General features: G+C 43.3%; 10 protein-coding genes and 1 pseudogene. 3 read left to right on the plus strand and 8 right to left on the minus strand.

What is annotated here, in order from left to right:
* Positions 1–737, minus strand: a 737-nt coding sequence (locus tag V7K30_RS15635; protein WP_335000665.1) for a leucine-rich repeat domain-containing protein, incomplete at its 3' end; no start/stop codon positions are given.
* 113 nt (positions 738–850) lie between these two features.
* On the opposite strand from V7K30_RS15635, the gene V7K30_RS15640 reads away from it, so the two are divergent.
* The gene (locus V7K30_RS15640; protein WP_335000667.1) at positions 851–1,036 is read left to right on the plus strand and encodes a hypothetical protein; all 186 of its coding nucleotides are present in this window, start codon (positions 851–853) and stop codon (positions 1,034–1,036) included.
* Between the two features lie 496 nt (positions 1,037–1,532).
* Here the strand turns inward: V7K30_RS15640 and V7K30_RS15645 are convergent.
* The 3 genes and pseudogenes from V7K30_RS15645 to V7K30_RS15655 form a co-directional block, all read right to left on the minus strand.
* Positions 1,533–2,180 (minus strand): annotated as a pseudogene (locus V7K30_RS15645) (Uma2 family endonuclease).
* Between the two features lie 85 nt (positions 2,181–2,265).
* Complete coding sequence (locus V7K30_RS15650) at positions 2,266–3,084, minus strand: type 1 glutamine amidotransferase (protein ID WP_335000669.1); 819 nt, start codon at positions 3,082–3,084, stop codon at positions 2,266–2,268.
* 76 nt (positions 3,085–3,160) lie between these two features.
* Positions 3,161–4,498, minus strand: a complete 1,338-nt coding sequence (locus V7K30_RS15655; protein WP_335000671.1) for a Mur ligase family protein — start codon at positions 4,496–4,498, stop codon at positions 3,161–3,163.
* Positions 4,499–4,828: 330 nt separating this feature from the next.
* On the opposite strand from V7K30_RS15655, the gene V7K30_RS15660 reads away from it, so the two are divergent.
* Both V7K30_RS15660 and V7K30_RS15665 read left to right on the plus strand, forming a co-directional pair.
* Positions 4,829–5,416, plus strand: coding sequence for a thylakoid membrane photosystem I accumulation factor (locus V7K30_RS15660; protein ID WP_335000672.1), 588 nt, complete (start codon positions 4,829–4,831; stop codon positions 5,414–5,416).
* A gap of 147 nt (positions 5,417–5,563) precedes the next feature.
* Entirely contained in the window at positions 5,564–6,172 is a 609-nt protein-coding gene (locus V7K30_RS15665; protein ID WP_335000674.1) for a hypothetical protein, read from the plus strand.
* 376 nt (positions 6,173–6,548) lie between these two features.
* Here the strand turns inward: V7K30_RS15665 and V7K30_RS15670 are convergent, their stop codons facing one another.
* From V7K30_RS15670 to V7K30_RS15685, 4 genes are all read right to left on the minus strand, one after another.
* Complete coding sequence (locus V7K30_RS15670) at positions 6,549–11,606, minus strand: PAS domain S-box protein (RefSeq protein ID WP_335000676.1); 5,058 nt, start codon at positions 11,604–11,606, stop codon at positions 6,549–6,551.
* Positions 11,607–12,287: 681 nt separating this feature from the next.
* A complete protein-coding gene (bioF, locus tag V7K30_RS15675) occupies positions 12,288–13,454 on the minus strand; it encodes an 8-amino-7-oxononanoate synthase (protein ID WP_335000678.1) in 1,167 nt (388 codons plus the stop codon).
* Positions 13,455–13,633: 179 nt separating this feature from the next.
* Positions 13,634–14,266 carry a Holliday junction branch migration protein RuvA gene (gene ruvA, locus V7K30_RS15680; RefSeq protein WP_335000680.1) on the minus strand — a complete coding sequence of 211 codons (633 nt, stop codon included), beginning with the start codon at positions 14,264–14,266 and terminating at the stop codon, positions 13,634–13,636.
* Complete coding sequence (locus V7K30_RS15685; protein ID WP_335000682.1) at positions 14,266–15,024, minus strand: sucrose-phosphate phosphatase; 759 nt, start codon at positions 15,022–15,024, stop codon at positions 14,266–14,268. The genes ruvA and V7K30_RS15685 overlap by 1 nt, the downstream gene beginning before the upstream one ends.
* Positions 15,025–15,843 lie beyond the last annotated feature (819 nt).

A 15,843-nucleotide genomic window follows, 5' to 3' on the forward strand; every position in this document is an offset into this window, starting at 1 on the left:
GCTTCTGGCAGCGTCGTTAATTGGTTAAAGCTTAAATCCAGGGAGGTGAGTTCTTGCAGACTGGCAAGCGCTTCTGGCAGCGTCGTTAATTGGTTGTTGCTTAAATCCAGGAAGGTGAGTTTTTGCAGGCGGGTGATCGCTTCTGGCAGTGTCCTTAATTGGTTGTGGCTTAAATCCAGGAAGGTGAGTTGTTGCGCTTCTGGCAGCGTCCTTAATTGGTTGCGTCTTAAATTCAGGTAGGTGAGTTTTTGCAGTTGGACGATCGCTTCTGGCAGCGTCGTTAATTGGTTAAAGCTTAAATGCAAGGAGGTGAGTTCTTGCAAACTGGCGAGCGCTTCTGGCAGCCTCCTTAATTGGTTGTTGCTTAAATTCAGGGAGGTAAGTTGTTGCACACTGGCGATCGCTTCTGGCAGTGTCGTTAATTGGTTGCCGCTTAAATTCAGGGAAGTGAGTTGTTGCAGTTGGGTGATCGCTTTTGGCAGTGTCGTTATTTGGTTGTGGGTTAAATTCAGGGAAGTGAGTTGTTGCAGTTGGGCGATCGCTTCTGGCAGCGTCGTTAATTGGTTGCGGCTTAAATTCAAAACCTCCAACCATTCCAGTTCAAACACTTCAGCAGGAATCTCTGTTAATTTTTCTTTGCCATCAGTACGCCAATCATTTGTTAAATCTAATTCTTTAAGCTTTTTCTCTTTCGCTTCTTGGATTTTTTTAAGGTAACGTTGAGACGTATTTGCCATACTGAGGTTCACCTGTCAATGAAAATTATATGTAATGCCCCTGATTGGCTGGACAATCTTGCAACTATTAATATTTTGCACTAATCCCAACAACCGCCATAGGTTAGAAATTTATGGCTGATAGCGAAAGTCCTCTTAAGAGGGCTAAATTCTTTCCAGACTTAGGTTTTAGTTTACTTGAGTGGCTTTGGCTATTGTTTCCTAGAAGTTCGAGTTTCAGGCGATCGCGGCTGCTAATTGAGAAGGCTGCAAGATATCAAAGCAATCTACTATGTTGTGTAACACTACGCGATCGCTAATAATTTTTACGGAATCTCAAAATAATTTATCATTAATAATGGTTCAGATTGGCTTGTAAACTAGTCCTTGATACTCGTAAATGGAGCTACGAACTCCGTCAATGAGTCTTTAATACTCGTGAATGGAGCTATGAACTCCGTTAATGAGTCTTTGATACTCGTAAACGAGGATATTTTGCCGGTTCACGAGTATATTTTGCCGGTTCACGAGTATATTTTGCCGATTCACGAGTATATTTTGCCGGTTCACGAGGATATTTTGTCGGTTCACGAGTATATTTTGCCGGTTCACGAGGATATTTTGCCGGTTAATGAGTCTTTGTAATTCGTCGATAAATCTCAAATACTCATGGACGAGTCTTTGAGACTCCCTCACGAACACTTGGAACTTGTAAATTAGTATTTGAGCCTTGTGGATGAATATTTCAGACTCGCGCACGAGTGTTTGTAACTCATTAATGAGTTGTATTGACTTTTTTACTTCTTTAGCCGTTTTTTACGCGACTTCTCCAGCCCGAAAAATCTGTTCAGCAGTTAAATTCAACTCTGGGAATGCTGGCGACTGAATGCGTTCCCCGGAGGGGTTGTCGCAGGCATCGCTTCCTCTAAATTGCCTAACTTGATACTCACCTTCAATTAGTTGGTAAATCGAGATAGTTGGTTGTTTAGGATTGCCAATAAAGCGCCTACAACCTAAACCTAGATAGTCTACAATCCAATATTCAGGAATGCCCAAAGACTCATAATCTTCTAGCTTCAAGGCATAATCATCGCTCCAATTGGTAGAAACAACTTCTACAACCAACTTAACGGAATTACCCCGCGTGATGATAGATTCTTTATTCCAACGTGGTTCATTTTTGACAGCTTGTCTATCGAGAACGATGATATCTGGTTCATAACCTGAATCAGTGTTAATTGACTAGATCATGCATTCTTTAGGAATAAAGCAAGGGATAGACAAACGGGTGATTTCAATAAACAAAAAACCATTGATAAACCCAGCTATCTCTGAGTGCTTCCCTCTTGGCTTAGGCATTTCAACAATTACCCCATCATGTAGTTCATAATGCCTGTCTAAAGATTCGGGATACCAGGCGACAAATTCATCAAATGTTACTTGTTTAGCTAAGGCTTGAATCATACTTTGCCCCCTTGCTTGATGTCAAATTTGACCCCTCTCCAAACCTCTCCCCGTGTTGGGAAGAGGCTTAATAAGCAAACTTAGGTTAAACCTTAGCCGCAGCAACACTTGGTAAACTCACTTTCAACCGCTTAAACATCGCTTCCCGCGCTTGTACAGCAAGATTATCATCTAAAGGTTGCAAGGTAATTTCCTGCTGATACTTTAGCCGCAATGCTGTTTGAATTAACCAATCGGCGACAAAAGGATTTTTGGGTAACAAAGGCCCGTGGGAATAAGTAGCGATCGCATTCTGATAAAATGCTCCTTCTGTCCCATCTTCACCATTATTTCCCAAACCATACACCACGCGTCCCAAAGCTTCCACTTTCCCTAGTTTGGTACGTCCACCGTGATTTTCAAAGCCTACCAAATACGGTGTGCTACCCGTCATCTCTTTTAAATCTCGCGCCAGACGTGAAGCTGTCACTTCAATTACCAAGTTACCAATACAACGCTTAGTATTTTCACCAGGATGGACGGAAACTAAATCGAGTATTCCCAAACCATCAATCCTTTGTCCTAAGCCTGGTTCATAATAATGTCCCAGTAATTGCGGTGAACCACATGTAAATACTCCCGGTGTTCCATTTTCAATTTTCTCGCGCATTGCATCAGCTTTCGCACCCTGTAAATCACGCATCACAATTTCTTGCTGACGGTCTTGTGCGCCACCACCAACTATGACATCTACAGTTTTAATATCTGCGGCTGTGGCATTTTGATCCAGGGGTAACACTTTAACATCGTATCCCCGCCACTGAGCGCGACGTTCTATAGTAATTACATTACCGCGATCGCCATAGGTACTCATTAACGTCGGATAAAGCCAACCTATTGTGATTTCCAATTGTTGAGAACTCATATTTTTGGGGACTGGGGACTGGGGACTGGGGACTGGGAAAACACTGTTACCCAATGACCAATGACAAATGACAAATTTATAGAATTTTCCGCCCAGTCAAAACTTCTCGGACTTCTAGCATGGCTGAATAGGTAGGCAGAATATGCAAAGTTTCATTCTCTGGTGTATGCTCTAATGCAGTAGCGATCGCTCGTCGCAAATCTTCTTCCACAATTAAATTTAAGTTACTCTCAGGGGACTTTTGGCTGTAACGTAGACGTAGCGCCAAATCGTAGACGCGATCGCCACTCACTACTAAAGTCCCGCCGCGTTCGACTAATTTTTCCGTATCCACGTCCCAAATCCAGGATACATCAGTGCCGTCTGGCGTGCGATCGTTCAATACCAGCAGTGTGGTTTTATCTGTGCTTTGAGTAACTACGCGAATGGTTTCATTGGTTCCCACAGGATTTTTTGATAACAATATCCGCACTCGTTTACCGTTAATTACTAAATCTTCAGCCCGACCAAACGCCGCTTGGAAGTTGTTAATAGTATCTCTGATTGTTGCTTCATCAACTCCCAACTCAATAGCCGCAGTAGCAGCCGCCAAAGTATTATATTTGTTGTACAAACCAACCAGAATCTGCGACCATTCACTACTTTCCAGAGTCGGTTTACTTTTAGTAAAACCACACTGGGGACAAGTAAAATCTCCCAAATGAGACAAATAAACACCCTTGTAATCTAGGGAATGTCCACATTTGGGACAATAAATAGAATCAACGGCGTGAGGAATAGCTTCTAGATAATGTTCTGGTTCATTCAAGCCAAAGAATAACACCCGTTGGGGTAACTGCTGACCGAGGTTAGATAAAGTTGGGTCATCAGCATTGGGAATTACTACTGTTTCTGGTGGTAGGGTAGAAATAACTTTTGTCCAACGCTTACTAATTGTGTCTACTTCCCCGTACCTATCGAGTTGGTCGCGGAACAAGTTTAAACAGAGAATAATTCGCGGCTGGAGTGGTGTTAATACTCTTGGTACAATATTTTCATCAACTTCCAAAATGGCGTAATCAACATCTAGTGTACCTAGTAAGTTGGTGCTTTCCAACAGCGCCGTCATCAAACCATTTTCCAGATTTGCACCTGTAGAATTATGAGCAACGCGATAACCCTTGCGTTCTAAGATGGTGCATAAAAGCAGCGCTGTAGTGGTTTTGCCGTTAGTACCAGCAATTAAAATCACCCCGTTTTTAACTTGCTGACTCAATAATTGTAAAAGTCGGGGTTCAATGCGACGAGCGATCGCGCCTGGTAATACACTAGCAGCACCTACACGCAAAAATTGCACTATAAACGTCACACTTTTTGCCATTGACACCGCGAAACCCAATCGCAGCCTATCTATGAATTGTATTTTGTTTCCCACATCTATACCCTAGTCTTCTGGCGGTTGCTAATTGAAAGTATTTAATTGCAAATTTAATATGCGTGAGTTTAGCGAATCCTAGCTTAAAAAGCCAGCCATACCAATTTTAGATTTTGGATTTTGGATTTTGGATTTTGGATTGTTGAGCCTTGCAGTTGCGCTACTTTACCTCTGTTTTGACTTTTGCGTAGCTGTACTGGCCGCTTGCGAGAGATAATCTCAGTAGGCGTTATCTTAAAAAATAGTGCGTGGGCGTAATTACATATCCAGCCCAGTTTACCGAATTCAGCACAAACTCACGACAAGTAGTAGCTTGCAAGGTTCCTTTTGATGAATAGCACAAAGTTTCTTTTTTTACATAAACAAATTACTGGCTGGCGAAGGTGGTTGTCCAAATGCCTGTTGTTGCTTGCAAGTCTGTTCATTATCAGTATGCAACCTGCCTATGCTGGTCTTAATAATGATTTATATGATGGCAACATCTTTGTCGTTTATGCTGGCAATGGTTCATTGGTTCCTCCCAGACAGACATTGGCTCAGACTTTAGCGCAACATAAACCCATATTTTTGGCTTTTTATATAGATGACAGCAGCGATTCCAAAAGATACGCCATTTCCATTTCACGGGTACAGGAATTCTATGGTCGGGTAGCAGAGATTATGCCGATTAATGTAGATACTATCCCGTCTAAACAGAGCTACGACCCTACAGAACCAGGATATTACTATTCTGGGGGTGTTCCTCAAGTTGTAGTGTTTAATAAATCAGGTCAGGTAGTTTTGAATAAGAAGGGTCAAGTAGCTTTTGAAGAGATAGACGATGAATTTCGCAAAATATTTGATTTGTTACCACGCACGGAAACAGCACAGCTAAAGCGGCGAGCCTTTAATGAGTTCAGTAGTGAGTTAGCTAGGTAACTTATCGGGTAGACCAAATTGGTCTGCCCTAATTTTTCGTGCTTGTTACTACATTTCTGCCGACGCCAAACCATAATAATTAAATATCTGTGTTAACCCATTTAGAAAATTAATCTCTAGTCTATAGTCCATATAGAGTGTATTCTGATGTCAAAGGTTTACACCACCCAGGAGCTAATTCAAATTTTGGCAGATGAACGTCAAGCCTGCCTTAAGGGAAAACGCCTAAAATTAGAAATAACAGTCTCTGGCAATCCCGTAATTGACCAGTTTCTCAGAACTGATGGGCTACAACAGTTCACTGCCTATCAAGATTTCAAAGCTGCAATTCACGACTATCAGAAAGAAAATCAAGTTTCAGGTATTATCTGGCGGGAGGTAACAGTTAAAGGTAAAAAGTTGAACTATCCCGAAGTAGACACCGAGTTAATAGCCCTCCCCAGTGACTTAGAGATATTAAAAGCTGCTAAAAATTCCATCGTAGAATTTTGGTATGAAGTCTCTATGGGGATGGATTTATACTTGAGTTTCAATAATAGTAAACAATACCAACAAATTGTCACATCTGATGTAGAGAGAATTGTTCAAAGAACAGAATGGGCAAGTTTGTGCAAGTGGGAAAATTCTAGCTTTTTGGAAATGATTTTGCAGCTAGGATGGGGTAAACCAGAAGAGGCTTATTATAAACGAGGAAGACCGCGATCGGGTAGTGAATATATTCATGCAGTCAATCCTGGTAATCGCCCTATTGGTTGACCAAATAATATCATGTTCGCATAATTAGTTACGATTTCCACAGTCATTCCACCCCACACGCCAGATGCTCCACTTGGGGAGACGCCAAGGGAGAAGACCGCACTGGCTCCCCTTAATCCCCTCCCCGCTCTTCGGGAGGGGAGACAAAGCATAGCTTTGGCTCTTTGGGGAACTCCTGAGTTTAATAAGCAATCAAGCGGACATGATATAACTACTAATTCGTAATTCATAATTCGTAATTCGTAATTAAAAAACGGGTACAAGCCCCTACTAAGTTTTTTAATTTATTCGTCAATAAGACAGTGGAGAGTTCAGAGCTAACACTGATTTTAATTACGAATTACGCATTATAAATTACCAAGCCCTCCTGTCTCCTTCAAGGTTGATTTTGCCCGATAAGATTGACGATCGCTGTAGCTAATTCTACTGGATCGACGGGTTTAGGTAGGTGTTTTTGAAATCCTGCTGCCATTGCTTGGTTATAATTCATTTCTCCAGCATAAGCAGTCAACGCGATCGCTGGAATTTGCCCGCCTTGCTCTGGCGGTAATTTTCTCAACTCGCGCAGCAACATATAGCCATCCATCAAGGGCATTCCAATATCGCTTAACAGGATATCTGGCTTTGACTGGGCTAGTGTTTCCAGCGCTTGGGCGGCTGATTCAACTGCCGTCACAGTTGCTCCATATTGTTCTAGCGCAAAGCTAAAAAACTCTCGCACATCAGGTTGATCATCCACAAGCAGGATTTGCACTCCAGCAAGTAATGTGTCCTCAGTACTGAGTTCTGGTTCAGAAGCCTCAGCACTCTCAACTCGTAACTCAGAATTTTTGAGCAAAGGTAGCCTGACTGTAAAGGTAGCCCCCTGTTCTTCTCCCAGACTCTCTGCCTGAACTGTACCACCGTGAAGTTCTACTAAATGACGCACAATTGCCAGTCCCAATCCCAGTCCGCCAAATACTCTGGTTGTCTTGGCATCTGCTTGTCGGAAGTAATCAAAGACGTAGGGCAAAAATTCCGGGTTGATTCCCTTACCTGTATCAATCACCTGAATTTGGGCATCTAAGCCAACTTGCTCAAGACGCACTTCTACTTTTCCTTCTGTGGGTGTGAATTTAACGGCATTGGAGAGGAGATTCCACATCACTTGTTGCAAGCGATCGCCATCGCCCAGAACTTTGCCGATATCATGACTCAAGACCGTTTGAATTTCAATTGACTTGGCTTCTGCTGCTAAACGCACCGTTTCTAGTGCAGATGCGATCGCTACTTTCAAATCTACTGCATAGAGATTTAACCTTACTTTTCCTTGTAAAATCCGCGAAACATCAAGTAAATCTCCAATCAGTTGGGTTTGTAACTTGGCATTGCGCTCGATTGTTTCCAATGCCCGAATTCTAGCTGCTTCGTCAAACTTGCGGGTTCTGAGTAACTTTGCCCACCCTAAAATCGGATTCAAGGGAGTTCTGAGTTCATGGGAAAGGACAGCGAGGAATTCATCTTTAATGCGGTTGGCTGTCTCGGCTTGTGCCCTAGCAGTCTTTTCGGCTTCGTAAAGTTGAGCGCGAGCGATCGCTTGTCCACACTGTTGTCCCAGTGTCAACATAAATGCCCGGTATTCTTCGTTAAATATTTGTTCAGTGGTAAAGCTTAATCCCAGTGCCCCAATTACTTTCCCTTCTGCTATCAAGGGAATGGAAGCCCAGGCATTATTCCCTGTGAGAGTCACAACATCGGCTAAGTTTGGATATTTAGCAATCATTGCTGCTAAATTTTCTAAAAAAATCGGCGCTCTTGTTCTGACTGTTTCCGCTATTTGGTTAGGCGCAGTGATCGGAAAACTTGCCCAGATATCTATCACTGATTGCGGATAGCCAATTGCTTGCACAATTTTCAGGGTAGTACCTCCCTGAGCAAGTAAGACAACAGAACCAGCTGTGGCTTCCAAGGCGGCAATCCCTTGGTTCACCACCACATCAGCCACCTGTTGGGGAGTTAGGGCTTCCGAGAGGGCAGCAGTTATTCTTTGTAAAAGTACCGTGCGATTGACAGACCGTTCAGCCGCCTGTTTTGCCTGTTGAGTTTCCTGGTAGAGTCTGGCGTTGTCGATGGCTGTCGCCGCCCGACGAGCAATATCCTCTGCTAAAGCTAAGTCTGTTTGTTTGTAGTGCCGACCTGACTCGGCTGTAAAAAAAGAGATTGCTCCAAATAATTGCCCACGGGAACGAACTGGAATCACCATTAGAGAACGAATACCCAGGCTTCGCAGCAATTGCAGATGTTCATCGTCTTCAGCCATCTGGACAAGATGAGAGTCAGATAATTCGGGATAAAATACAGATATTCCCAGCCTTAGCTGCTGCACAAGCTGTTTGGCTCTGGTTTTGGGTCGATAACGCCGTCGGATTTCGTCTAAAGTATTTTGTTTTGTGGGATCGGCAATTGCGATCGCAATTTGTTTACTTGACCAATCTTCCTGGAAAACATCTACAATACACCAGTCAGCTAGGGTAGGAACTGCTAGATTAGCCACACTTTTCAAGGTGATTTCATAATCCAATGAGGCAGCTAGTAAGGTGCTGGCTTCGACTAAAAAGTTTTGTGTCGTTTCAACTCGTTTGCGTTCACTAATATCCTCAATAATGCCTAATGCATACTTGAGTTGTCCTTTAGCATCCCAAACTGGTGATGAAGTTAGATTTACCCAAACAATGGAACCATCTTTGCGGATGTAGCGCTTCTCTAGGGAATAACCACTAATTTCTTTTGCCAAAACTCGCCGAGCATTCTCGCAATCAACTTCTAAATCGTCAGGGTGGGTAATTTCCCGGAAGTTCATTTGAATTAACTCTTCATGGCTATACCCAGTAATCTCGCACAGAGCTGGATTAATTTGCAGAAATCCTCCATCCAACGCTACTAGAGTAATACCGACAGTTGCCTGGTTGAACATTGCCCGGAACCTTTCTTCACTTTCCCGGAGAGCACCTTCTGTTTGCTTTGCTGCTGTCACTTCTGCCAGAATAATCCCAATTCCGATCGTTTCGCCCATTGCGTTGTTGACTGGGTAATAGTTGCCCAGCCAGTAGCCGTAACGTTTGGGTTGCCCCCTTGTCTCACCACTGATTTCCATATTCAGCACGGGTTCTCCAGTATCCAAAACGTGCTGTAACTGTAGCTCAAACTCAGTCGCCATTGCTGGCAACGCTTCCCCAAATTTGCGTCCTAGATGTTCTTCTATGGTCAAACCATTAATGTCAGCGAAAACTTGATTAATTCGGATATATCGCAGTTCCCGATCCAAAAAGCATACTGCAACGGGAGCAGCTCCTAAGAGCGCATCTAGAAGAGATAGAGATTCGGCATAATGAACTAAAGCCTGGTGGATATCTCGATAAAGTCGGGCATTTTCTATTGCTAAGGCAGCACGATGGGTAATATCTGTTGCTAAAGTTAGGTCAGAGCGATCGTAGCGACGGTCTGATTGGGCGGTGACAAAGCTGATGCTGCCAAGTACTTGCCCTTGGGCAATTAACGGCACAATCATTACAGACTTCATCCCCAATTGCCGAACAAGTTCTAAGTGTTCCTGATTCTGAGTACTTGCCACTAATAGCGAGTCAGATACCTCTGAGATTAATTCGCTTTGCCCGGTTTGCAGTACTCTAGTAATTGCACTTACACCCTTATAATCTATTACATACTCCTGAAGTTTACGCGCCAACTCCGTTTTAGATGGGTCTGCATGGGTAATGGGTAGGCGGCGAATGGAACCATCTTCATTTAAAATGTCAACGCTACACCAATCAGCTAGCTGGGGAACTAAAATTTTGGCGATCTGTTCTAGGGTTTGTTCATAATCTAGCGAAATAGAGAGTACACTACTAATTTCGGCGATATAGCGGAGTCTTTCCTCAGCCTGTTTGCGCTCTGTAATATCGAGAACAAAAAAAGCTCCTCGATCTACAGTCCCTTGAAAATGACTACCACCTGCCAAAATCGGTAAGCGTGAGCCGTCTTTACGGATATATTCTTTTTCGTAGGGTGTGTAAAAGGGGCTGTCTTGAAATTGAGTCAGTGCTTGCTTATCCAGTTGCACGTACTCTGTAGGAGTCAAATTTTGCCAGTTAAGTTTTCCAGAAACTAATTCTTCACGGGTATAACCCACCATATTCAGCAAGGCATCGTTTGCTTCTGTAATGCTGCCGTCTCTATCCCAGAAGCCAATACCAATCATATTTGACTCAACCACGCTGCGAAACTTCGCTTCGCTTTCTCGCAGTGCTTGCTCAGTTTTTTTCAGTTGAGTAATATCAATTGAACTAATGCCTACTCCCAATAACTGCCCATCCGGTAAACACACCGGATAATAGCTGACAAGACCATAACGATATACTCCAGGCGGATAGGTTTCACCGCTAACTTCCTGGTTCAGTAAGGGCTGCCTAGTTGCCATCACTTGCTCAAAAACAGGCTCGATTTGCGCTGCCCATTCCGGTAGTACTTCCCTAAAGGTGCGACCAATATGTTGACTTTGCGGTACACCATTGGTAGCTGCCAACGCTTCATTAACATGAACGTAGCGAAGTTCAGGATCGAGAAAAGCCAGCGCTACTGGTGAACTAGTAACCCAAGTATTAAGCAACGCCAGAGATTCATCTTTTTGCTGAACAGCTTGCTGAAGTTCCTGATGCAACCTGGCTTTTTCTAGTTCTGCCTGCTTGCGCTCAGTAATATTCACACCTGCACAGGTAATACCCTGAATGCTATTGTCTACATCCCTTAGCGGTTCAACCAGCAAATCGTAGTAACGGTTTTCTCCAGAAATTGTCAGATAAACCTCTTCACGGGTTGCAACACCAGTCTCTAGTACCTTCAGCTTAATTGCCCGCAATTGCTCTGCTACTAAAGCTGGAAATAATTCATCATCAGACTTACCCAACGTTTCCTCAGCAGTGTCTAGACCTTGAGGATTATGAATCCACTGATATCGCAAATCACGATCCTGCTGAAAGACCACGATATCTGAACTACTTAACGCTAATCGAAATCGCTCCTCACTAACTCTCAGCTTTTGGAGATTTCCATCAGCCCGTCTTTTAGTAGTCTTTAATGCATCACATAGGAGACTAAAGAGCAATCCTTGTAATGCAAACAACCCAATTCGCACAATATTGGGTAAGTCAAAACTCAGATCATAAGCTGGGGAGAGAAAGAAGTAATCGCTCAGTAACGCAGACAAGGAAGTTGCTAACAGCCCTGACTTCAAACCACCATACCAAGCACTCACCATTACAGCGCTATAAAACAGCAAAAAAGGAGTCCCACTCATGCTTAACCAGGGGTCTAGCATGAACATTAGCACTAATGCAAGTGCGACAATTAATACAACAATGCCATAACGCAGTAACTGAGAATAATGAATATGGGGCATGAAAATGTCTTGGAACAACCAATACTTATTGCAGAGGCTGTACATACCCTAAGCTAGTTTGTAAATTTTAGTAAGTTATCCACAGATAGATTTTTATTTAGCTTTAAAAACCTCTTTTGTTAGAAGCTAATTTCTCAACAATGTACTATGAAAGGTAAAAAATTATGGTGATTTTTATATATAGCAATCCTGTTTGATTTGTAAAAATTGAAAGCCACAAATCCGCAACTTGAAGCAACTGGTGCGGGAATTCCATTCGTTAGCTCTAAGGATATTTTTACAAAAGTGAGTGAGATGCACCCTTGCTATCAGTAAGTGGGCAAGAATAAATCAAACTATATTACGCAATATAAAATTAATTAAAATTGGCTCGTAGTAATCATCTCCAGTCATATTTTCCGGGCTAAAGCCTTTACTAGAAACCTTTAATATTGACGCCCACTTACTTACAGCTATTTTCAGGTAAATAGGCCACACAGTAAGTGGTGCAACAAGATGCCAGATTTGGGCAATATTTTAAGTATGATTGCTTATTGACAAGTGAACCGTAACTTTAAGTTGTCACGAATGCCTTCCCCCTGCCTCTTCGTTGAGGGTTAAAATTTAAACTTTACCGCAGAGTAGGATGACTCAGAGAATCTACTACCAATTAATAAAATGCTGTACTTGGAAACTTACGAGTTAACAGATATCTTTCAGCACTGCTACCAATTTTTCAATATGTGCTGCTTCATGAGTTGCCATTAAAGATATTCTGATCCGACTTGTGGGGACTGTGGGGGGACGAATTGCTGGGGCAAAAATGCCAGCATCTCTTAGCTGTTTTCCAGCTTTAAGGGCATCTGTGGGACTGGACAATTGAAAACATAATATGGCTGATTCCGATCGCAGCAATTTTAGATTAGGTAACTGTTGTTGCAGCAAATTTTTCAAGTAATGTACATTTTCCCACAATTGGGCCCGGCGTTGCGGTTCTTGTTGGACTATCTTGATTGCTGCTAAGGCCGCCGCCGTATCAGCAGGCGAAAGCCCAGTGGTGTAAATCCAAGTGGGTGCGCGGTTTTGCAAGAAGTCAATTAGGGCGCTACTTCCCGCTACATACCCGCCTAAACTACCCAAAGCTTTACTCAAAGTACCAATTTGAATTAATTGCTTTCCTGTACATCCAAAATGTTCCACACACCCAGCGCCAGTTTTTCCTAGTACCCCAGTGCTATGAGCTTCATCAACTAGCAGCATACAGCTAAAGTCATCAGCGAGATCCAATAGTGCGGGCAACGGGCATAAATCGCCGTCCATGCTGAAGACAGTATCAGTAAGAATCAAACAGCGTCGGTAGTTTTGCCGCTGTTGACTCAACTGAGTTTTTAATACTGCCATATCACAGTGCGGATATTCCACAACTGCTGCACCGCTGAGAATCGCCCCATTTTTCAGACTGGAATGATTGTATTGGTCAGATAAAATTAAATCCCGTTTGCCTACCAAGGCAGTAATTGTACCCAAATTGGCTAGATACCCGGAACTAAATACCAAGGCATCTTCTGTTTGTTTGGTAGATGCGATCGCCTCCTCTAAATCTCTGTGTAATTGGCGATGCCCACTGAGTAATCTAGAACCAGTACTACCAGTCCCAAATTCTGCGATCGCAGCAGTTGCCGCTGTTATTAACCGCTGATCTCCGGCAAGTCCCAAATAGTCATTGCTGGCAAAATTAATTACCTCTTGTCCAGCTAAAACCACCGTTGCACCCGGCCGACCGTGGATTGTTTGTACTGAGCGATACCAGTCTGCCCGATGAATTGTTGCTAAGGACTGTTCTAGCCAAGCATAAGGGTCGGTGGGCATTTGGGGAGTGGGGAGTGGGGAGTGGGGAGTGGGGAGTGGGGAGTGGGGAGTGGGGAGTTGGGAGTTGGGAGTGGGGAGTGGGGAGTGGGGAGTTGGGAGTTAGGAGTTAGGAGTGGAGTATGTCAGTTGTTTTTCTAATGACAAATGACAAATGACAAATGACCAATGACAAATGACAATTAAACTTGTTCGCTGCTGAGGTGAGCGATCGCTTGTTTAATCCAATCTTCGACGTAGGCATCTTTGGGTAGTCCGATATCTTCACTCACTACATGCAGGGCGTGACTGACCTCATGGGCAGTATATCCCAAGGCGAAGAGAGTCATTTGCACCTCTTCGAGAATTCCCGGTGCTGGGCCACCTGTGGCGACGAAGAACCCGGCTGATTTGCGCCACTCGACTAATTTGCTTTTCAGTTCCAAACAGATGCGTTCAGCGATTTTTTTACCGACACCGGGAGCCTGAATTAAGATTTGTGTATTGCCAGCGATAATTGCTTGGACTAAATCTGGTAGTTCCAGAGTGTCCAATAGTGCGATCGCTAAGGCTGCACCAATACCGGTGACAGTCAGCAACTGGCGAAATAAATCTCGTTCGGCTGGTGAAGCAAAGCCATATAGTAACGGCACTTCTTCACGAATTTGGAAATGGGTAAAAATTTGCGCCACTCCTCCCGACTCTGGTAAGTGGTTTGCTAGGCGTTGAGGAACTTGCAAATCATACCCCAAGCCATTCACTTCCAAAGTCAGAATCACGCGATTAGCGCCAATTGTTTGGATACCAGCGACTATACCTTTTAGATAACTAATCATTACAAGAGACCAAAATAATTTAAGCCTTCGATAATTCCACCTGCACAAAAACCTTTTGCCAGGTAGCGGTAGTCAGAGGGATACTCATCATGCCATTGGAGTAACTCTTTTCGGGCATTCCCCACAATGATTCCCCGTTCGTTGCCTACAGCAAATAAAGCAATATCATTACCTGAATCACCACAGACAACTGTTTGTTCTGCTGCAAATTTCCACTTTTGGCGTAAAAACTGCATTGCCTGACCTTTATCGCTGCTATAGGGTACAATGTCAAGGTCAATACCGCTACTGTAGATTAACTTTACATTTAAATTATATTTCTGCAACTCTGCTTCAAGTTGTGGTAGAACATTTGCAGATGAATCTTGTTCTAGGAAAAAACTTACTTTAAAGGGACGTTGTTCCGAATCTGGTTGCCGAACTAACTCACGGTAGTTTCTCGTAATGGATAATACAGTTTCCCGTTCCCATCCCGGTGAGAGGATTTCTGACCAATCTGAGTCTGGAGTATCAGTACCATCAAGGTAAATTTCTGTACCCACAGAAAGGACGAGGGCATCTGGTTGCAAAAGATTTTTTTGAGTTTGGAGTTCTTTGTAAAGTACAGGCGATCGCCCAGTAGAATAAACGATTTTCGTACCGTATTCTTGGCGATGTTGACTTAGCAGTTGATTTAGTTCTGGTAAAGCATCGTCATTACCCACGGTGCGATACACGAGGGTGTCATCTAAGTCAGTTACAAAAAGAAATTTAGCCATAACCACCTCTTTTGCCAGTTTTACCATCAAAAAGTTTATGTCCTTTTTGCACTTATCTAGCAACGCCCCACAACTGCTCATCAATTGATCTGCTCAGTTTTTGCGCTGTAATGCGTCCAATGAAACACGAAAAAGCTTACAGGGTAAGCTTCAGGATGGGCTTTTATTTGGATAAGCTAATCGTCATTCATTTTTCCAGAATGATTCCCTTGTAGTAAGCGGCTCTAGCCCTGGTTTTATGCAACTTACAGCAGATATTTAAGTATTTGAACCACATCTGTCGTAGGGGTACAGCAATGCTCATACGTGTCAACTTAAGCTCAAAGCCCTTTAAAACCTCGTTTCCAGCCTCTGACTTGAAATGCTTTTTCATTGCGGCTCTGCCGCCAGTCTTGAGGCGGCAGCCCCCCTATTAAACAAAGGACTAACTTCAGTTGAACATCAAGCGTTTACTCAGCAGTTGAACAATATAGCGGTTCTCAGTTGAGTGAGGTACAAGAACCCCACCCCCAACCCCCTCCCCGCACGCGAGGAGGGGGCTATGACGTACCTCATGTGATTAGGAAACGCTATAGCTGATTTACAATACCTTTGCCAAATCAAAAAATGCCTTGATTCGTAGGTTGGGTTGTGTTATATCGGGGAACCCATTTGTTATTTCGGGGAACCCATTTGTTATTTCGGAGAACCCATTTGTTATATTGGGGAACCCATTTGTTATATTGGGGAACCCATTTGTTATTTCGGGGAACCCATTTGTTATTTCGGAGAACCCATTTGTTATATTGGGGAACCCATTTGTTATATTGGGGAACCCAT

It is taken from the genome of Nostoc sp. (assembly GCF_036917655.1).
Lineage (GTDB): Bacteria > Cyanobacteriota > Cyanobacteriia > Cyanobacteriales > Nostocaceae > Nostoc.

Bases quoted from the DNA above. Each gene is read 5' to 3' on its own strand.
- V7K30_RS15665 (WP_335000674.1), top strand. From the start codon at position 5,564: ATGTCAAAGGTTTACACCACCCAGGAGCTAATTCAAATTTTGGCAGAT.
- V7K30_RS15670 (WP_335000676.1), bottom strand. From the start codon at position 11,606: ATGCCCCATATTCATTATTCTCAGTTACTGCGTTATGGCATTGTTGTA.
- V7K30_RS15640 (WP_335000667.1), top strand. From the start codon at position 851: ATGGCTGATAGCGAAAGTCCTCTTAAGAGGGCTAAATTCTTTCCAGAC.
- ruvA (WP_335000680.1), bottom strand. From the start codon at position 14,266: ATGATTAGTTATCTAAAAGGTATAGTCGCTGGTATCCAAACAATTGGC.
- V7K30_RS15685 (WP_335000682.1), bottom strand. From the start codon at position 15,024: ATGGCTAAATTTCTTTTTGTAACTGACTTAGATGACACCCTCGTGTAT.
- bioF (WP_335000678.1), bottom strand. From the start codon at position 13,454: ATGCCCACCGACCCTTATGCTTGGCTAGAACAGTCCTTAGCAACAATT.
- V7K30_RS15660 (WP_335000672.1), top strand. From the start codon at position 4,829: ATGAATAGCACAAAGTTTCTTTTTTTACATAAACAAATTACTGGCTGG.
- V7K30_RS15650 (WP_335000669.1), bottom strand. From the start codon at position 3,084: ATGAGTTCTCAACAATTGGAAATCACAATAGGTTGGCTTTATCCGACG.